Raw genomic sequence first — 19,816 nt, forward strand, 5'->3', positions numbered from 1 at the left:
TAACAATGATAAAAACTTTGATTTCCAGCTCTATCCTCACACTGGCGCTGACAACGACGGTTTCTGCCGCGACACAGCTGCGTTATGCCGAAGGGTCACCAAACCGGGGTGCTCGGGCGGACGCCGTTTTCCATATGATTGAGGATGTGAAGAAGCTTTCTGGCGGTGAGCTGACCTTTGACACCCACTGGGGTGGCGCGTTGCTGAATTACAAATCCATGGTTGGTGGCGTAGCCGGTGGCACAGCCGACATGGGTACCATGCTTGCCGCCTATGATCCAAAGAAACTGAGATCGTTAACCATTGGCGATATACCCACAGCCTATTCCGACCCCTGGGTAGGCACTCGCGCCATGTACGAGCTGATGTCCACCAATAAGGACATGCAAAAACTGTTGGCAGATCAAGGTTTTGTATACCTGACCGGATTCTCGACCACCGGGGCGCAGTTTGAGTGCGCAGGCGACAAACAGATTCGGTCGATAGCTGACATCAAAGGCAAACGCATGCGGGCTGTTGGCAACTTTGCCAAAATTCTCGATGACCTGGGTGCCAACCTGATAAACCTGAACATCAGTGACGCCTACCAGGCTTATGACACGGGCCTCGTTGACTGCGGCGCATCCTATTTCTACACCATCAGAGCGTTCAAAACCTTCGAAGTGGCGTCTAACTACACAATCGCCAACTGGGGCCAGCTCCTTGGTTTTGCAACGCTGATGAATATTGATATATGGAACGATCTGTCTCCGGAGCACCAAGCGGTTTTGCAGAAAGCGGGCTCCAATGCCGTAGATTATGCCGCCAAACTTCAGATTGAAGAGATGGAGCTGGTGGTTGATGGCCTGCGCACCGGGTCCATCGGCAAGAAGGCAGAGCTATATGAACTGCCCGAAGAAGACCGTTCCGCACTTGATGTGGCTGCAGAAAAATACGTCCAGGAATGGATTGATCAAGCGAACCAGGATGGTGTAGACGGCCAGAGCATATGGAATGAATTCAAAGCATTACTAGCCAAGTACCAGGAAGAGAAAGATAGCAAAGGTTATCCCTGGCAGCGTTAATCTGAATGAAAAAACCCGCAGGCATGGAACATGCCTGCGGGCTCTCTGGTCTTAAAGTTATAATAAACCGGTCGTTATTTCCTGTCCCAGGGGTAGCCCTTGGTATCACGCTCGTTCTCATACTTCGCTAGCAGAACCTGATATTCGTCCCATAGCTTCTGACCATCCACACCGTCTTTAGTGATGCTATCGATCCAGTCACGGGCATACTTTTCAGCTGCTTTTTCCAGTTTGGCTTTCTCTTCGTCGGCCATTTCGTACACAGTCACTTTTTTACCGATCGACCCGGTGCGCAGGCCATCAACCACCAGCTCCATCTCTTCAATCTGAAGTTTGGCGGCATAATCTACAGCGTTAGATCCGGCCTCACGCATGATGGCCTGCTCTTCCTTGGAGAGATCCTCCCAGGTGTAGAGGTTCATCAATGTGGCAAACCCGTTAATCTGCCCCCAATTCACCAGTGTGACGTTATCAATAACTTCGAACGTCTTCATGGTGCGTATGGTGTACAGGTAACTCGCGCTGCAATCGACCAGCCCGGTATCAATCGACTGATAGAAATCGCCCGCCGTCAGGTTAACCAAGCTCGCACCCAGCTCGTCCAACACCTTGGCATAGGTGGCAATGGCGCGTATCCGCTTACCCTTGATATCCTCTACGGTGCGAATCTCATTACCCTTACCACATTCAAACTGTACCCCTGTGCTGGAATAGCCGGTGATGTAAACCAGCCCCTGGCGCGCCAGTAGATCTTGCGTAACCTTGTTCGTAGTCATCAGTTCATACATGGCCCGAGTACCCACCCAAGGATCCGAAGAGCCTACAGGCACATCGCCAATCGTGAGAGCTTTCAGTTTCTGGGGTGTGTAGGCGGCAAGCATGGTGCCCATATCGGCTGTGCCACGGGAAATCCCGTCAGTCATGGTTTTATAATCGAGTAACGCACCACCCCAGTGGATATCGAACTTGAGCTTCTCTCCAGACAGTTGCTTCACCTCTTCCATGAAATGCTCTACTGCCACTGCGCGACTCCCACGGTTGGGCGAGCCCTCAGCAAAGCGCAGTACCATATCTGCAGATACCGTCCCTGCCATAGCGCACATCAAAACTGCGCCAGACACCATTTTTTTTAACATTATATTCTCCCCAAAAGCAGTAGCGAATTTCATTCGACCATAGCACCGCCCCCGGAGCCGGACCACTACAACTTATGGCTAGTGGCCATGCCTAATAACTATAAAAGAACACATTTAAAACTTGTGCAAAAGCCCACTTGCCCGGTCATATATTAAAATCGCATACCCCGGTACAAATTTATCTATTGGTCGCCAAGCTAGCCACGTGCCAACCTTAGTAGACTACCTACGTTTACATTAGGCACAGGCAAAATTCCAATGAGTGACTTATTAACGGAATGGCAGGACGACCTGCTCATACTCACATTAAACCGGGCAGATAAACTGAACGCTCTGACCAAGGAAATGCGTGACGGGTTAATTAGCGCACTGGCCGGGCAAGCACATGAACCAAAGGCACGGGCCATCCTTATCCGCGCGGAGGGGCGGGGTTTTTGCGTTGGCGCCGATTTGCAGCCGGACAAGATTCTTGCGCGGCGGGACACGATTCAACAGGAGATGGAAGACGGCATAAACAAGCTTGTCTCTCTTATGCGCAGCATTCCTGTACCTGTTATAGCCGCTGTAAACGGCCCCGCCGCAGGCGCAGGGTTCAGCCTTGCCTTGGCCGCTGATATTGCCATTGCGAATGAATCCGCAAACTTCAGTCTGGCGTTTGCGCGAATTGGCCTGGTAATGGACGGCGGCGCATCTTTCTTTCTGTCACGAGCCATAGGCGCTGCACGTACCCGTGCTCTGGCCATGCTGGGCAAGAGCATTTCTGCCTCAGAAGCCCTCGACATGCGGCTGATTTACAGCATCAGCGAAGACGCCAGCCTTCAGGATGATGCCCTGGCGCTGGCGCTAAAACTTTCCAAAGGCCCCACAGTGGCGCTCGGTTTGATCAAGTCAGAAATCGAGTTGGCGCAAACGGCAACACTGGAAGAAGCTCTGGCGTTTGAAGCCAGTTGTCAGGGCAAGGCGTTCAAAACAGATGATTTCGAAGAAGGGATTGGCGCTTTTCAAGAGCGGCGACCTGCAGCCTTCAAAGGACAGTAAACCGACAAGTTGAGTCTTTTGAAAATACCCGAATCCTGCTGTGACAGCGCCCTTGAGGAAGCTATCACAGCAGGATTTTTTTGGTTTTGTGCTCAGATACTTCGCCCGGCAGCCTGCCAGTATTTATCTCTCAGACGGCGCTTGAAGATTTTGCCTGAATCCTCGCGGGGCAAATCGTGCCCAACTTCAATACGTCTGGGTACTTTATAGCCTGCCAGGTGCTTTCGAAGATACGTTTTCACGTTTTCGACGTCGATATCATTACCGTCGTCAGTCTCGATAACAGCCATCACTGACTCACCAAATTCCGCATCAGGAACCCCGAATACCGCGCAGTCTTTAATCCCCGGGCAGTTGTGCAAGACCTCTTCAATTTCAGCCGGATAAATATTAACGCCACCGGAAATAACCATGTCTTTGATGCGATCGGCAATGAACAAAAAGCCGTCTTCATCAAAATATCCCATATCGCCGGAGGTGATATAGCCATCCCGGTCGATCGCTGCGCGTTCTTCCGGCTTACGGTTGTAAGTGAAGTCCATATTCGGGAAGCGCGAGTAAATCTCACCAATCTGACCTGGCGGTAGAATATTACCCTCAGCATCCAGGATACGGACATCCGCTTCTGGCACGGTTGTGCCCACGGTACCCGGCTTTGCCAGCGCTTGCTCAGAGGTACAGGCAGTAACACCACTGGATTCCGTCGAGCCGTAAAACTCGTTGATAACCGGGCCGAACCATTCAATCATCCGGGTTTTCACATCGGCGGGGCAAGGCGCGGCCGCATGCACAACAAACTCGAGACTGGAAAGGTCATACTTGTTACGCACATCTTCAGGAAGCTTCAATAACCGAATAAACATTATCGGGACCATGACCGCCGCCGTGATTGCGTACTCCTCAACCAATGCCAGAAACGACTCCGCATCAAAGCGCGGCACAATCAACAGCAACTCACCAACCCTCGATGACTGCATGGCAAAACCATTGGGCGAACTGTGGTAAAGCGGGCCTGGAACCATGGCGCGCACGCCTTCTTTACAGCCGTATACCCGCGACCGGAACGCTTGCATCTCTTTGGCATTTTCAGGGGGCAAGGGCTTCCGCCTTACGCCTTTTGGGTGCCCGGTGGTGCCGGAGGTATAGATCATGGACGCCGGCCCTTCCTGCGGAGGATCAGCAATCGGATCAGATTCCGCCAGCCACCGGGCGAAAGCAATTTGATCGTTCGGCACTTTGCAGTCTTCGGGTGTGAGATTAAACGCCTCGCGTAACGCCTTGGGCGTCTCTACCAGAATGCACTGGACACCTTCCGGAATCTCGTTTTTGACCTTGCGCCAAAGATCGGCATGTATGACCAGTATCTTGGCCGCGCAGTCGTGGAGGATATACGTCAGCTCTTCACCCACCAGATGCCAATTGATTGGCACCGCATAACCACCGATATAGGCTGTGGCTCTGGACAGGGTCATAAACGGAATATCGTTGCGCATGAAAATAGCGACGCAATCGCCCGGTTTAACGCCAGCCTCTCTCAGCCCGGTTGCAGCACGCTTGATGTCGTTTTGAAACGCCTCATGACTGAGATGCTGGTCTCCGCAAACTATCCCGGTCAGGGCGCGTGTATGTTGTTTTTGGGTAGTCATAAATCCGGGGTCTCCTGTAACACTGCTGACTGGGTAGGAATAAGGTAGGGCTATTTACCGGTGTACTGGGGTTTGCGCTTTTCGTTGAACGCGCGCACGCCCTCCACCCAGTCATCGGTTGCCGTGCAATCTCCAAAGGATTCCGCTTCGGCTTGCAGTTGCGCTTCCAATGAAGAACTCAGTGATTGCAGGATGAGGCGTTTGGCGTTGCCGTAGGCATGAGTGGGACCCTTGGCGAGGCGCTCTGCCATGGCTTTGGTGCGTTCTTCCAGGGTGCCTTCAGGCACTACCCAGTTGATCAGGCCCATGCCTGCGGCGTCCTGGGCGGAAAACCGCTCACCCAGCAAAGTGAGCTCCATGGCTTTCTTTTCACCGACCAGTCGTGGCAGTTGATAGGTGCCGGCACCGTCCGGGGTCGTTCCTATGCCTGTGTAAGCCAAAGTGAAAAAGGCTTTTTCACAGGCCATCACCAGATCACAGCACAGCGCCAGGCTCACTCCGGCCCCGGCAGCGGCACCTTGCACACTGGCAAGAATCGGTTTGTTCAGACTGCGCATCAGGCCCATGATGGGATTCAATTCCTGAACGCGCCTGGTGAAACGGGCTCGCCGCTGCTCTGGCGTCCACTCTGTGAATTCCATAAACCCTTTTACATCGCCACCGGCTATAAAGTGCTTACCGGCACCTCTCAACACCACACAGCGAACCTCATCATCGACTCTGATCTGTTCCAGGCGCTCGCGTATTTGCTCGCGCATTTCGGTGGAGAGTGCATTACGGGCTTCGGGGCGGTTCATGGTGAGGTACGCCACCCCATTCTCAACGCTGTAAAGTAAATCGCTCATTGTTTTTGTTGCCTCGCAATATCGGGAATTGCCGAGCTTTCTAGCTGCACGCTTTCCCGGCACGCAGCTGGTCAATCTCTTCTGCGCTGTAGCCAATTTCTTGCAACAGTGCATCTGTGTCTTGGCCGTAGGGTTTGGCTGCGAAACGGATGTGTGCTTCGGTACGGCTGAACCTGGGCGCAGGCGCTGGCTGCTTCATGCCGCCAATGTCCACGTAGGTATTACGCTCAACATTGTGCGGGTGCGATTGCGCCTCGATCAGATCCAGCACCGGCGCAAAACAGATGTCGCTGCCTTCCATCAGCTCACACCATTCATCACGGGTTTTCTGTCTGATGGTGTCGGCTACAATTTCGGATAATTCCGGCCACTTGGTCTTATCCATCTGATCGGCAAACTTGTCTGCCGGCAGGCCGGCCACTTCGATCAGCTGGGCGTAGAACTGGGGCTCGATGGAACCCAGGGAAATGTATTTGCCGTCGGCGGTTTCGTAGGTGTCGTAAAAGTGCGCACCGGAATCCAGGCGGTTCACGCCACGCTCAAGGCTGTGGGTACCGCGCTCATGGGCAGAATTGAACATGGACATCAGCACTGCGGAGCCGTCGGTCATGGCCGCATCAATCACCTGCCCTTTGCCGGATTTTTGAGTCTCCAACAGTGCGCAAACAATGCCAAAGGCCAGCATCATGCCGCCGCCACCAAAATCCCCCACAAGGTTCAGCGGTGGCACGGGTTTTTCGCCTTTGCGCCCGAACGCATGCAGGGCGCCGGTCAGGGAGATGTAATTGATATCATGGCCTGCCGCCTGCGCCATTGAACCGTATTGCCCCCAACCGGTCATGCGGCCATAAACGAGCCTTGGGTTCACCGCCAGGCAGTCATCCGGCCCAACGCCCAGTTTCTCTGTTACGCCGGGGCGAAAGCCTTCAAGCAGAGCGTCTGCGCTTTCAACCAGCTTCAGTAGAGCTTTGACGCCTTCGGGGGTTTTCAGGTTCAAGGCAACCGAACGCTTGCCGCGCCGGCTGCAGTCCAGCTCCGGTTGAACGGCAGTCACGCCAACCCGCTCCACACTGATCACTTCAGCACCCATGTCCGCCAGCATCATGCCGCAGAAAGGCCCCGGGCCTATGCCCGCCAGTTCAACAATACGAATCCCGTGTAATGGCCCCATTAACTCTATCCTCCTGATCTCAGCCAGATTCTGTCGGCCGGTTCAACCTGCGGTATGCGCTGCCACAATTTTCTGATCAAACAGGCGCCCGATTTCGGTGTTGCTCAGCCCGAGTGTTTCGGCAAGAATTTCTTCTGTGTGCTCACCCAGATGGGGCGCTCTGCGCACCGGCTCTTTTTCAACAGAGGTGAATCGCAGAGGATTGTCCGGCATCAAGTAGGTGCCGATACCCGGCTGTTCCACCATTTCAAACAATGGGTTATCAACTGAACAATCGCGATCGTTCTCCACCGCTTCTTTAACTGTCTGGTACTTGCCCCAGCACACCCCGCCGTTATCCAGCGCGGTTTGCACGTCTGAAAAATTGCGGGCTTTGAACCAGGGTTCCAATATCGAAGTAATCTCATCGCGGCCTTTGTAGCGATCCCCTTCCTGTTTGAAGTTGAAACCGGAGCGCGCCTCCAGTTCACTGATCTGGGTTTCCGTTTCCGTAACACTCACAATGGCCCGCCACTGGTTGGGGCTAACGCCAACGATCATGACCCGCTCGCCGTCTTTGCACTCGAAGTCGTGGCCATAAGTGCCGTAGATGTGATTGCCAATGGCATCACGATCAGCATTGTTGATCATGGCCTCGGCGATATACCCCAGGTTACCCAGTGTTGCCCAGGCTACGTCTGCCAGAGCGATTTTTATCAACTGACCTTCCCCAGTGCGGGAGCGGTGCCGCTCAGCCGCTAACAGTCCCAACGCAATCTGCTGGCCGGTAATCACATCCCAGGCGGGCATCGGGTTATTCAAAGGCCCGGCTTTGCCATCTCCGGTCAGGGAAGGAAACCCGACCTTGCAGTTCACCGTATAGTCCAGTGCACTGCCGCCGTGGCGGTCGCCCGTGAGATTCAGGTAAATCAGGTCTTCACGGTGCTGGCGCAGGCGCTCATAGGCCATCCAGCCTTTCGCAGGGAAGTTAGTCAGGAACATGCCGGCCTGATCACCAGGTGCTGCCACCAATCGGGTAAGCAACTCTTGGCCTTCAGGTTTACGGAAGTCCACCGCGATCGAACGCTTGCCCTTGTTCAGGCTGTGCCAGTAAAGGCTGCGCTGATCGGCGGTAACCGGCCACCGGTTGTAGTCAATGCCACCACCGATGGGATCAAAACGAATCACGTCGGCACCAAGCTGGGCCAGTGTCATGCCACCAGAAGGCGCGGCCACAAATGCACTGCCCTCAATTACCCTGAGTCCCGACAAGATGTTCTGCATATCCATGCTCCGTGTTGATACGTTGTTGCAAATGCTCAGCTAACTTCGGCGTAACCGTTGTTAATCACCACAATGTCGCGCTCTACAGAGCGACAGCGGAAGGCGATTTTGTTGCCGTCGCGCCACATTTCAGTGCGAATGGTTTCGCCCGGATAAACCGGTGCAGAGAAACGCACGCGCATACGATTCAGGCGCGCAGGATCGTAGTCGCACAAGGTTTTCAGCAGAGCATGAGTCGCCACACCAAAGGTGCACAGACCATGAAGAATCGGCTTTTCGAACCCGGCCTGGCGCGCAACACTCGGTGAGGCGTGCAGGGGGTTATAGTCTCCGGACAAGCGGTAAATCAAAGCGGCCTGATCCAGAGTTGGCAGATCGCAGATCAGGTCTGGCTCACGCTCGGGAATCCGGTCTGGCGTTGCGCTGGAGGTAGATGGACCACCAAAGCCGCCATCACCCCGCGCCATGATGGTGCTGAGCAGTGTGCACAGATCTTCACCTGTTGCCTTGTCACGCACCACGCGCTCGGTAACAACCAACGCACCTTTGCCTTCACCTTTATCAACAATCTCGGTGACCTTGGTGGTGGCTTCAACCACACCAGAGGCAGGCAGGGGCTTGTGGATGATGAATTCCTGGCCTGCATGCAGAACCTTGACCCAATCAATACCCGTATCCGGCTCGCGCGCCCAGAAGCCTGGGTAGGCCAGCACAACAGACATGCTGGGCAGTGCCTTGAGGCCGTCTTCATACACAAACTGCAGGCAGTTTTCATTCAACGGGTCATTGCCCAAACCCACACCCAGCGCGTACAGCATGCTGTCTTTTTCGGTGTAATCGTGGGTCAGTGTTTCAAACTTGCGGTTAAGCAACTGTTCGTAATTGATTGCCATGATGGGCTTCCTGTTAATAGGCCGGTACTGGCGCAGCATCTCCGTGGATAAGCTGCGCCGTGCTCAGTCGTCAGATTCAGGTGGAGGGAATCAGAACGGGTCCCAGCTGAAGACGTCAGCAGAGCGATCCAGCTTGTAGAAGTCGCTTTCAAATGCAGGCAACACACGGCTCAGAACGGTTTCCGGCGTCCAGCCTTCCAGGGTGTGGGCCGAACGCATGGGGCGTGGCTGACTGAACAGGAAAATTTCGTTGTTGCGCACGCCAAAGATCTGGCCGGTTACGTGCTTGGCAGCATCGCTGCACAGAGTGACTGCCAAAGTGGCAATCTTGTCTGGCGTCATCTGCTGAATCTTCGCAACGCGGGCTTTCTCTTCTTCGGTTTCTGTCGGGATGGTTCCGATCAGACGGCTCCAGGCAAAGGGCGCGATGCAGTTGGAGGTCACACCAAAGCGGTTCATATCCAGTGCCAATGACTTGGACAGCCCCATGATGCCGGCCTTGGCGGCAGCGTAGTTGGCCTGGCCAAAGTTGCCGATCAGACCAGAGGTAGACGTCATGTTTACAAAGGTACCGCTGCCCTGCTCGCGGAAGTGCGTAGCGGCTGCACGGCTGACGTTAAAGCTGCCTTTGAGGTGAACCGCGATAACAGAATCCCAGTCGGCTTCCGACATTTTGTGGAAGATGCCATCGCGCAGGTTGCCGGCGTTGTTAACAACACCGTCGATGCGACCAAAAGTATCGATGGCTGTCTGGATGATGTTATGGGCACCGTCCCAATCGGTCACACTGTCATAGTTGCTGACGGCTTCGCCGCCGGCCTTCTTGATCTCGCCAACCACTTCATCAGCCGGCGTCTGATCACCACCGGAGCCATCTCCCGCACCACCCAGGTCGTTTACAACCACTTTGGCGCCATGCTCGGCCAACATAATTGAGGTCGCACGACCAATGCCACGACCGCCACCGGTAACAACGATGACTTTACCTTCCAATAACTTTGAATCGCTCATAATAGGCTCCGCTTGCTTAAGCTTGTTTTCGTTCAAGGTTTTTACTTCGCCTGTGCTCTGGTGACCAGATCACGGGCAATTACTTTCAGCGCCAGGGTTTCTTCGGCGCCTTCGAAGATGGACAGCACACGGGCATCCACGAAGTAGCGGCTGACATCGCTTTCTTCGGCGTAACCCATGCCGCCATGAATTTGCATAGCCTCCCGGCTCACCCATTCTGCCGCACGGCAAGAGAAGAGCTTGACCAGGCTGGCTTCCATCTGCCCTTTGCCTTCATCCATCAACCGGGCTACCGCGTAGGTAAACTGGCGTGAGGCAATAAGGGTTGAGAACATCCGCGCCAGCTTGACCTGGGTCAGCTGATACGCGCCCACCGGCTTGCCAAACACCTTGCGTTCACCGGCGTACTGCAGGCCCTTTTCACAGGCTGCCTGCATCACACCGGATGCTCTCGCTGCCGTCTGGATACGACCACCGGCAAATCCGGACATGGTGAAATAGAAACCCTTGCCCTGGCCTTTTTCCTCACCAATGAGGTGGTCCGCCGCCACAAAGTAGTCTTCAAAGAAGACATCGTAAGAATGCATGCCGCGGTAGCCCAAGGTGGCAATGGCCTTGCCGGAGATCTTGCCGCCAGACGGTTGCTGGTGGTCAAACTCGTGGCCAGCAGCTGCGGGCTTTTCCACCAAAAACAGGCTCAGACCTTTGTGTCCAAGGCTCATATCCGGCTCGGTTCTGGCGATAACCACCAGCAACTCTGCCTTGCCGGCAAAGGTGCACCAGGTTTTGCTGCCGTTGAGCACCCAGCCACCTTCGGTAGGGGTTGCACGCAAGCCAAGGGATGCCACATCCGAACCATGGTTGGGCTCTGTAATGGCAATGGCACAAAGGGTTTCACCCGATGCCAGGCGCGGCAGCCACTTTTGCTGCTGGGCTTCGGTACCGCCACTAAGCAATGCTTTGGCGGCAATTTCAGGGCGGGTTATCAGGCTACCCGCAGCGCCCAAAGAGGCTCTGGACAGTTCTTCTGTCACCACGATCATGCTCAAGCTATCGTCGTGGTCGTCAGGCTGCAGGCCACCAAAGCGCTCGGGAATGCTGATGCCAAAGCTGCCCAGTTCAGCAGCGGGCTTCAGGATTTCATCGGGGATATCGAGATCGTGACGGTGTATTTTCTCCGCCAATGGCATAACCACATCGTTGGCAAACCGGGCGAAGGTTTCCCGTACCATCTCTTTATCATCGTCCAGCAGGGCGGGCAGATAGAGGCTGCCCCGGGATGACAACTGCTCTCCCAAAGCGGCCAGATACCCGGCACTTCCGAAGTTGTTGATGAATGAGCTCAGTTCGGCATCGCTATACAGCGCCAGCACGGAACCACGCTCAATGCCGGCGTCATCTGCCAGCGCCAACAGGCGCTGCATGACTTTCTGCAGGGCTTCCGCATTGAACGCCAGCGCCACAGTCAGCGCCAATGAGTCCTTCTGCTGTGCCTTTTCCGCATAGCGGTTGACGGCATCGGCAGCACTCAGTTCGGCGACACAAAAAGCGAGCTCATAGCACGACAGCTGGTGCTCATCGAGACGCTCGGAGTTTACCCGCCCGTCAACGCTGCACAGCGTGTTAAGCCGCCCCAGTGCCAGATCAACCAGTTCCCGGGCCTTCCCCAGGTATTTGTCGGCTACCGCTAGCGAGTCTATCGCGTTCATATTGCTCTCATTTACCTGTTTGCTACTGGCGTTCATGGTTCAACCCCTTGTTCCTGGCCGGCTCAACCTTATTTCTCGTACCGACCGATGATGGAAATACTGCAAATGTTCTGGTGCGGGAAGCCACCCAGGTTGTGGTTCAGGCCGATACGCGGGTCCGCCAGCTGGCGGTCGCCTGCCCTGCCACTGAACTGCAGGTAGTTCTCGTAGATCATCCGCAGTCCGGAAGCGCCTATCGGGTGACCGAAGCACTTGAGCCCGCCATCGATCTGGCAAGGGATTCGGCCATCGGCATCGAAGTCGCCGTTGAGCACATCGCGTACCGCCTGCCCATCTTCTGACAACTGAAGGTCTTCCATGGTCACCAGCTCTGTGATCGAGAAGCAGTCGTGCACTTCGGTCATGCTGATTTCTTCACGGGGGTTCTTGATGCCGGCTTCGTCGTAGGCACGCTGAGCCGCAACACGGGTGGTCTTCAGGTACGAGCCGTCCCAGTCGCCGTAGCCTGCCTCGTAGCCGTTGGACGCAGCCAGCTGCAGCGCCTTGACGGACACCAGGTCGGAGTTCTTCAGACGTGCGGCGATTTCAGGGGTGGTCACAATCGCGCAGGCCGCACCGTCACTCACTCCACAGCAATCAAACAGGCCGATAGGATCCGCAATGTTGGGCGCATTCATAGCCTGCTCAATGGTGATTTCACGCTGCAAATGCGCTTTCGGGTTTTTCGCGCCATTGGAGTGGCTCTTCACTGAAATGTGCGCCATGGCGCGCTTCAGATCGTCCTTATTAATGCCGTGCTTGGCACGATAGCCTGAGGCCAGTTGCGCAAAGGCACCGGGTGCTGACACGTTCGGCCAGAACATATCGTTCTCAACACCCCGTGTGCGCTGGGGCAAACCGCCGTAGCCGATGTCTTTCAATTTCTCGACGCCAAGCGCCAGCGCTATATCGCAGGCACCGGATGCCACCGCATAAACCGCACCTCGAAATGCTTCGGTTCCGGTTGCGCACATGTTCTCGACTTTGGTCACCGCGATGTTCGGCAACCGCAGGGCGATGGACAGCGGCAAGCCGCTCGGCCCTACGTTGTGCGCATCCATACCCGCACCGAACCAGGCTGCCTGAATCTCGCTTTTATCAATGCCCGCGTCTGCAATGCACTCTTCAAATGCTTCCGCCATCAGGTCCGCAGGACTGCAATCCCAGCGCTCGCCAAACTTGCTGCAACCCATTCCCAGAATCACAACTTTATCTTTGATTCCACTAGCCATTTTCGTTCACCTTGTCTTAGCGCGTGTATTACTGCTGCGATGGAATAGCTTTCCAGAAGTACTTCCGGAAACCGCGTTGGTTATCGAACTGTTTGATCCGGAAGTGCGACGTTACCGTCACGCCGGATTCCACTGTCCCTTCCTCAACTTCGGTGAAATCCATCATCAGGCGACCACCACCTTCAAACTCGACCAGTCCGAAATAGGCCGGTGGGTTCCAGTCAAACGTCAACCGGTCTGCAGTCCAGGTCTTGATCCGGCCTGGCACCTGAGACAACGCGTAATCATCCTGACTGTGCAGGGCGCCGCACTCGGTGTTAACGCAGTAATTTTCTTTCGGGATCTGGATGGTGTTGCACTCGCGGCACTTGCCACCGATGAACCCATTGAGCAGATCTTTCTTGCGGTACATGGCTGCGAGATAGCTCTGCTTGTCCAGCTCACCGCGCTTGCCGATATCACGCTCAACCAGGTTGTTAAAGCTCAGGAACCGGTTGTAGTTGGTTTCCGGGCGACGCTTTTCCAACGCTCCGTTAAAGCCGGTTTTTGGACGCCTTGAGGCAATCGCTTCGGTAACACGGAACAGCACGGCATCAGTGCCTTGACCGAACCCGGCCAGCAATACCAGATCGCCGGCTTTGGCTTTATCAAGAACCGCAGTCAGCAGCAGGATCGGGTGCGCAGCACCCGCCACTCCCAAATTGCTGATGTGGCTGTCTACTACTGCGTCAGCAGCAATACCTAAAGCCTTGGCGACCACACCAGGCGTGCGAGCCTGATCCGATGGTAATACAAAGTGGGCAATGTCAGCGGCTTTCGTGCCAGTGTTTTCGAACAATTCGTTAACCGCAGCCGGCACGCTGTTCAGGTAGCCTTCGTCACGAATCCAGCGCTCTTCCCAGTCGTAGTTGAAGGTTGCGTCTTCACCACGGTAATGGTCGACAAAGTCATCTGCGAAGCATGCACTGCCCAGGTATTCGGCGATAACGCCGTGAGTACCAACGCCCAGTGCGGCGGCCCCGTCACCCCACAACATTTCCTGGCGTGAACCACACATGGTGCGGCGGTGCTCGGATGCCACCAAGAGCGAGGAACTGTCATCCTTGCCACCGGCTTCCAGAAGGCTGATCAGAGCGGTAGTTGCTGCGCGCTGTGATGCCGTTACATCCATGGTGCGCAGGCGGTTACCCAGGTTCAGCGCTTCGCTGATTACCACAGAGTTCTGGCGATCCAGAAACGGTACGGTGGTTGATGCCAGGCACAGGGTCTTGATGGTGTCCCGATCGAGCACCGTCAGGCAGTCTTGTGCAGCTTCAACCGCCATGGTGATGGTGTCTTCATCCCAGTTGCACATGCTGCGCTCGCCTTTGGCGAGGCCACGAAGGCTGGCATCAAACCAGTCGTTGGCATCCGCAATGGCACTTTTTTGTAGGCGGCTGCGAGGAACGTAGGCGCCGTAAGCAGTAATCCCGAACATATGATTGTCTTCCTCTTTAGCTGGGCCGGTGCTTAAAGCGTGCGGGCAATAAGCAGTTTCATGATTTCACTCGCACCGCCATAGATACGACGAACCCGTGCATCCACAAATGCCCGTGAGATCGGGTATTCCTTCATGTAGCCGTAGCCGCCAAAGAACTGCAGGCACTTATCAACCACCTTGCCTTCATTTTCGGTGGTCCACAGCTTCGCCATGGCGCCTTCTTCAGGCGTCAGAGTGCCTTCGTTGGCTTTTGCCAGGCACTGATCAAGGAAGGCCCAGCCGACGGTCAGGTCGGTTTTCAGGTCAGCGAGGGTGAACTGGGTGTTCTGGAAATCGAGCAGAGTCTGGCCGAATGCCTTGCGCTCTTTTACATACTCAACGGTCAGGTCGAATGCACGCTGGGCTTCCGCTTGGGCTCTGCAAGCAATGGTGATTCGCTCGCGGGGCAATTCGCGCATCATGATGGCGAAGCCCTCGCCTTCATTACCCACCAGGTTGCTTACGGGTACCCGTACATCCTGGAAGAACAGTTCTGAGGTATCCGCGGCTTTCTGCCCGATTTTGTCCAGGTTACGGCCCTTCTCAAAACCAGCGCGATCGGCTTCAACAATAATCAGGCTGATGCCCTTGGCGCCCTTGCTGGGGTCTGTGGAACAGGCCACCAGGCAAAAATCGCAGTTCTGACCGTTGGTGATAAAGGTCTTCTGGCCATTAATGACGTATTCGTCGCCGTCACGAACCGCAGTGGTGCGCATGGCTTTCAGGTCACTGCCACAGCCAGGCTCTGTGAGGCCAATCGAGGCAATGCTTTCTGCGGTTACCATGCGCGGCAGCCAGTATTTTTTCTGCTCTTCAGTCCCTGCGTGCAACAGGTAATAGGCGACGATGTCGGCCTGTACCGAGAACCCGACGCTGGCGCCACCAATGGCGTAACCGGTTTCTTCCGAGAAAATCATGTTGTAAAGGAAGTCAGCACCCGGGCCGCCGTATTCTTCCGGCACGCCGCAGCACAAGAAACCGTTGGCGCCGGCTTTCTCCCAGAACGAGCGGGGCATGATTTCGTCTTTTTCCCACTGATCAATATTGGGCTCCAGCTCTTCCCGGAAAAAGCGCCGCGCGTTGGTGCGGAACAGCTCATGGTCACTGGAATAGACAGCTCTGTTTTCAATAGTCATTACACTCTCTCCTTTAACTGGTTGAGCAATCGGACCGCCCGCTCCACAACCGGCTTGTCGATCATTTTTCCGTCGAGTGAAAATACGGCTTCACCCTTCTGTTCATGCGCCCGGGAGCTTTCAACAATCTCCCGTGCTTTCTGAATTTCTTCTTCAGAAGGCATAAAGCCTTCATTCATAATGGTTACTTGCGACGGGTGTACCGCCAAGGCCCCACGAAAGCCCAACTGCCGCGCCCGTTTGATGGTTGCCGCAAACCGATCCTGATCGCTGTAGTCTGCGATTGAATCAACAAACCCGTAAGGTGTTACGCCGGTGCGGTTGGCCGCAAAGACAATGGCCTGGCTCGGCGCCAGCAGGGTATCCGGATTGGGATCCATGCCCACTTCGGAACAAAAGTCCTCGGGGCCAAGGGTCAGCCCGACTACTCGCGATACCGATGCAATGTCGTCCAACTTCAGCAGTGCTGCCGGTGACTCAATCTGTACCAGCATCACCACGCTGCCGGGTGCCAGGCCACGTTCAATCTCCAGTTCGGTGACGACATCAGCCAGCGCCTGTAATGCCGCTGCGCTTTCTACCTTGGGAACAACCAGCCCACGCACACCCTTGATGACCGCAGCCTCGAGATCACGCACGGCCATGCGCAAAGGCTGATTGATTCGCACCATCATGTCCGCGCCTGACTGGGTTACCTGGTGAACAACCACTGGCAGGTGATCCCGTGCTGACTTCTTTTCACCAAGGGGCACACTGTCTTCAAGATCAACAATGATGGCGTCCGCCCCACGTGTGTGAGCTTTCTCCAGGAACCGGCGGTTGTTAGCAGGCACAAACAGCAAAGAACGCCACGCCGGCATGTTGCGTGTATTCATCCTCGTGCTCCCGTTAATGAGGTTTCGTTGGCGCCTTTCAGCTCCACTTCCAGAGACATGGCAAGCTGGTTTCCGGGGGTCAAAGCCCAGAGCTTCACCGTGTTGCCATCCCGGGCGCCGTTAACGGTGAACGGCTCCAGATCAAACAATGGCTGTACGCCGCGGAACGTGAACCGGGCAATTTCCACCGGCCCCAGGTTGCTGTACATCAAGTCAAGTAACAGCGTAGCTATCAGAGGCCCGTGCACTACCAGGCCCGGGTAGCCCTCAGCTTCAACTGCCCAGTTGCGGTCGTAGTGAATGCGATGGCCGTTGAAGGTCAGAGCGGAATAGCGAAACAGCATGACCGGATCCGGAGTAATTGTTTTGCTCCACTGCGGCGCCAGCTCCGGTGTATATTCCGGGGCTACGGGCGCCGGACCTATTGGCATTGCGCGGTATACAATGTCCTGAATCTCAGTGAGCACGGGTTCCTGATTGCCCTTGAACAAGCGGTGCGCGACGCTTACAAACACCAACTCACCCTGCCGGCCGCTCTTGGGTACAACCGACTCGACAGTCGATGTGCAGGTGAGCTGATCGCCGATATGAAGGGGCTGGTGACACTCAACCTTGCTTCCGGCCCACATACGCCGCGGCAGTGGCACCGGCGGTAAAAAATCGCCTGTTTTCGGGTGCCCGTCCTGGCCGGTAGCCGACGCTTGCGGAGTTGGTGTGAAGAACAACCAGTGCCAGGGCAGAGGCAGAAAGCTACCTTCTGTTAGCTGCGGGTTCTGGTGGTCCAACGCGGCAGCCATCTTGGCCACGACGTTAGCACTGACCAGATCAGACGATTCCTGAGTTCGCCCCACCCACTTCTGCAGCCCATCAAATTGTGTTTTTTCTGCCGCTGACCTTGCCGTCATGACTGCGCCTCCATAGCGTCTGAATTGCTGGCATCAAACTCGCGCCTCAGCATTACACTGTGCTCCCCCAGCGCAGGTACCGGACCAAACCCATTGTGTTGGCGGCGGGTAACTGCGGGCGGCGCAACAACACTGACCGGGCCAGACACCGTCTCAACCTGAATGCGCCGTAACTGCGGGTGCCGGCTGAACTCCTCGACTGTTTTGACTTCGCCATAGGCAATGCGGGCCTGATTCAGGCGATCGACCAGTGTGTGCCGGCTCATAGCTGCGATAATGGGTCGCACCACTTCGTTAAGCGCATCGCGATGCATGCAGCGCGCGATGTTGCTCTCATAGGCTGGATCTGTTTTCAGCGCCGGGACCTCCAGCACCTGATCACAGAAGCGCTCCCATTCCCTTTGGTTCTGCACTGACAACACAACTTGCTGCCGATCAGCGCAGGAATAGACTTCGTAAGGTGTGATTGCAGGATGCCTCAGACCAACACGCTCGACTGGAATCTGCCGGGATTCACTCTGTAACAGAGGTACGGTCATCCAATCTGCTATCGCATCGAACAGGGACACCTCAATGCTCTCGCCTTCGCCTGTGCGTTCGCGGGCGATCAGCGCTCGCAGCACTTCCGCGTGGGCGTACATGCCGCAAGCGATGTCACAAACAGAAACCCCAACCCGGGCCGGCTCGTCTGCCGCACCGGTAATCGAAGCCAGACCGGATTCACACTGAACCAGCAAGTCATAGCCCTTCATATTCTGGTAAGGGCCTCTGCTTCCGTAGCCGGTGATATCAACGGTAATCAGGCGCGGATTCTCGCGGCGAAGTGCTGCCGAACCAAAACCGGCGCGCTCGGCGGCTCCCGGGGCCAGGTTCTGCACAAACACATCGGCTTCCTTCAACATCTGCAACAGCAACTGATGATCAGCGCTGTCTTTGATGTTCAGACAAATGGATTCCTTGCCTCGGTTGAGCCATACAAAATAGGAGCTCTCTCCGGCGGCGGCCTGATCGTAATATCTGGCAAAGTCGCCTTCACTGCGCTCTACCTTTATTACACGGGCACCCGCGTCGGCGAGCCTGGAGGTGCAATAGGGCGCGGCTACGGCCTGCTCCAGCGAAACAACCAGGAGCCCTTTAAGAGTAGGCGTGCTCATTAAAACGACCTCGGCATGCCAAGATCATGGGTGGCCAGGTGAGACAAAATCAGGTTGGTTGAGATGGGAGCGACCTGGTACAAGCGGGTTTCCCGGAACTTGCGCTCAATGTCGTACTCTTCGGCAAATCCATAACCACCATGGGTCTGGATGCAGGTATCACCCGCTTGCCAGGAAGCCTCCGATGCCAGCAACTTGGCCATATTGGCCAGCGACCCGCAGGGCTCTCCGGATTCAAATGCTGAAATAGCCCGGTCAACGATGGCTGCCGCAGCCTCCGTTTGAGCATAGGCTCGGGCAATCGGAAACTGGACACCCTGGTTCTGGCCAATCGGGCGGCCAAACACTTCACGGCTTGAGGCATAAGCCGCGGCCTTCTCGATGAAGTAGCGGGCATCACCAATGCACTCGGCCGCAATCAGAATCCGCTCTGCGTTCATGCCATCGAGGATGTAACGGAATCCAGCGCCCTCCTCACCAATAAGGTTCGCCGCCGGCACACGCACATTGTCAAAAAACAGCTCAGTGGTGGCGTGGTTCATCATGGTTTTGATCGGGCGTATAGATAGACCGCCAGCCAAAGCATCCTTCATGTCCACCAGCAACACCGACATGCCTTCCGTGCGCTTGGCACAGGCATCGCGCGGAGTGGTACGCACAAGAAGGATCATCAAGTCCGAATGTTGAGTGCGGGAAATAAATACTTTCTGGCCGTTGACCACATAGTCGTCGCCATCTTTCACCGCTTTAGTGGTAATACGGGTGGTGTCTGTGCCACTGGATGGCTCAGTTACACCAAACGCTTGCAACCTCAATTCGCCGGCGGCGATACGGGGCAAATACTTCTGTTTTTGCTCTTCGCTACCGTGGCGTAGCAGAGTACCCATGGTGTACATCTGTGCGTGGCAGGCACCGCCATTACAGCCGGAACGCTGTACCTCTTCCAGTACCGCGCAAGCAGCACCCAAAGGCAAACCCGAACCGCCGAATGCTTCCGGAATCATCACCGACAAGTATCCGGACTGGCCAAGAGCATTCACGAACTCAGTCGGGTAGGCACCCTGCTGGTCCAGCGCTCTCCAGTATTCACCCGGGAACGCGCTGCACAAACGTGCAACGGACTCCCTGATTTCTGGATACGACAACGGCGATTTCATTTCCATCTCCTGCTGGTAAATAG

General features: G+C 55.6%; 17 protein-coding genes. 2 read left to right on the forward strand and 15 right to left on the reverse strand.

Features of this window, described 5'->3' with window-relative positions:
• Positions 1-5: 5 nt before the first annotated feature.
• Complete coding sequence (locus AADB16_RS00925; protein WP_309045708.1) at positions 6-1,064, forward strand: C4-dicarboxylate TRAP transporter substrate-binding protein; 1,059 nt, start codon at positions 6-8, stop codon at positions 1,062-1,064.
• A gap of 74 nt (positions 1,065-1,138) precedes the next feature.
• Here the strand turns inward: AADB16_RS00925 and AADB16_RS00930 are convergent, their stop codons facing one another.
• The gene (locus AADB16_RS00930) at positions 1,139-2,200 is read right to left on the reverse strand and encodes a C4-dicarboxylate TRAP transporter substrate-binding protein (RefSeq protein ID WP_410800752.1); all 1,062 of its coding nucleotides are present in this window, start codon (positions 2,198-2,200) and stop codon (positions 1,139-1,141) included.
• Positions 2,201-2,458: 258 nt separating this feature from the next.
• On the opposite strand from AADB16_RS00930, the gene AADB16_RS00935 reads away from it, so the two are divergent.
• Positions 2,459-3,238, forward strand: coding sequence for an enoyl-CoA hydratase-related protein (locus AADB16_RS00935; RefSeq protein WP_309045710.1), 780 nt, complete (start codon positions 2,459-2,461; stop codon positions 3,236-3,238).
• Between the two features lie 92 nt (positions 3,239-3,330).
• On the opposite strand, the gene AADB16_RS00940 is transcribed toward AADB16_RS00935, so the two are convergent.
• From AADB16_RS00940 to AADB16_RS01005, 14 genes are all read right to left on the reverse strand, one after another.
• Positions 3,331-4,884 (reverse strand): acyl-CoA synthetase, encoded by a 1,554-nt coding sequence (locus AADB16_RS00940; protein WP_309045711.1) that lies wholly within the window; start codon positions 4,882-4,884, stop codon positions 3,331-3,333.
• Positions 4,885-4,934: 50 nt separating this feature from the next.
• On the reverse strand, positions 4,935-5,729 hold the full coding sequence (locus AADB16_RS00945; RefSeq protein ID WP_309045712.1) for an enoyl-CoA hydratase/isomerase family protein: 795 nt from the start codon (positions 5,727-5,729) through the stop codon (positions 4,935-4,937).
• Positions 5,730-5,769: 40 nt separating this feature from the next.
• The gene (locus AADB16_RS00950) at positions 5,770-6,900 is read right to left on the reverse strand and encodes a CaiB/BaiF CoA transferase family protein (protein ID WP_410800754.1); all 1,131 of its coding nucleotides are present in this window, start codon (positions 6,898-6,900) and stop codon (positions 5,770-5,772) included.
• A 42-nt stretch (positions 6,901-6,942) separates the two neighbouring features.
• Positions 6,943-8,163 carry a CoA transferase gene (locus AADB16_RS00955; RefSeq protein WP_410800756.1) on the reverse strand — a complete coding sequence of 407 codons (1,221 nt, stop codon included), beginning with the start codon at positions 8,161-8,163 and terminating at the stop codon, positions 6,943-6,945.
• Between the two features lie 35 nt (positions 8,164-8,198).
• Positions 8,199-9,056 (reverse strand): MaoC/PaaZ C-terminal domain-containing protein, encoded by an 858-nt coding sequence (locus AADB16_RS00960; RefSeq protein ID WP_410800758.1) that lies wholly within the window; start codon positions 9,054-9,056, stop codon positions 8,199-8,201.
• A gap of 90 nt (positions 9,057-9,146) precedes the next feature.
• Positions 9,147-10,067, reverse strand: a complete 921-nt coding sequence (locus AADB16_RS00965) for an SDR family NAD(P)-dependent oxidoreductase (protein WP_309045716.1) — start codon at positions 10,065-10,067, stop codon at positions 9,147-9,149.
• A gap of 41 nt (positions 10,068-10,108) precedes the next feature.
• Positions 10,109-11,812, reverse strand: a complete 1,704-nt coding sequence (locus tag AADB16_RS00970) for an acyl-CoA dehydrogenase family protein (RefSeq protein WP_410800760.1) — start codon at positions 11,810-11,812, stop codon at positions 10,109-10,111.
• A 32-nt stretch (positions 11,813-11,844) separates the two neighbouring features.
• Positions 11,845-13,047 (reverse strand): acetyl-CoA acetyltransferase, encoded by a 1,203-nt coding sequence (locus AADB16_RS00975; RefSeq protein WP_410800762.1) that lies wholly within the window; start codon positions 13,045-13,047, stop codon positions 11,845-11,847.
• A gap of 28 nt (positions 13,048-13,075) precedes the next feature.
• Positions 13,076-14,524, reverse strand: coding sequence for a 3-oxoacyl-[acyl-carrier-protein] synthase III C-terminal domain-containing protein (locus tag AADB16_RS00980; protein WP_410800764.1), 1,449 nt, complete (start codon positions 14,522-14,524; stop codon positions 13,076-13,078).
• A gap of 32 nt (positions 14,525-14,556) precedes the next feature.
• Complete coding sequence (locus tag AADB16_RS00985; protein WP_410800766.1) at positions 14,557-15,702, reverse strand: acyl-CoA dehydrogenase family protein; 1,146 nt, start codon at positions 15,700-15,702, stop codon at positions 14,557-14,559.
• Positions 15,702-16,577 carry an HpcH/HpaI aldolase/citrate lyase family protein gene (locus tag AADB16_RS00990; RefSeq protein ID WP_410800768.1) on the reverse strand — a complete coding sequence of 292 codons (876 nt, stop codon included), beginning with the start codon at positions 16,575-16,577 and terminating at the stop codon, positions 15,702-15,704. The genes AADB16_RS00985 and AADB16_RS00990 overlap by 1 nt, the downstream gene beginning before the upstream one ends.
• Positions 16,574-17,482 carry a MaoC family dehydratase N-terminal domain-containing protein gene (locus tag AADB16_RS00995; RefSeq protein WP_410800769.1) on the reverse strand — a complete coding sequence of 303 codons (909 nt, stop codon included), beginning with the start codon at positions 17,480-17,482 and terminating at the stop codon, positions 16,574-16,576. The genes AADB16_RS00990 and AADB16_RS00995 overlap by 4 nt, the downstream gene beginning before the upstream one ends.
• Complete coding sequence (locus AADB16_RS01000; RefSeq protein WP_410800771.1) at positions 17,479-18,636, reverse strand: CaiB/BaiF CoA transferase family protein; 1,158 nt, start codon at positions 18,634-18,636, stop codon at positions 17,479-17,481. Before AADB16_RS01000 ends, AADB16_RS00995 begins: the two co-directional genes overlap by 4 nt.
• Positions 18,636-19,793 (reverse strand): acyl-CoA dehydrogenase family protein, encoded by a 1,158-nt coding sequence (locus tag AADB16_RS01005; protein WP_410800773.1) that lies wholly within the window; start codon positions 19,791-19,793, stop codon positions 18,636-18,638. Before AADB16_RS01005 ends, AADB16_RS01000 begins: the two co-directional genes overlap by 1 nt.
• Positions 19,794-19,816 lie beyond the last annotated feature (23 nt).

The sequence above is a fragment of the Marinobacter sp. KMM 10035 genome (assembly GCF_046537445.1).
Lineage (GTDB): Bacteria > Pseudomonadota > Gammaproteobacteria > Pseudomonadales > Oleiphilaceae > Marinobacter > Marinobacter sediminicola.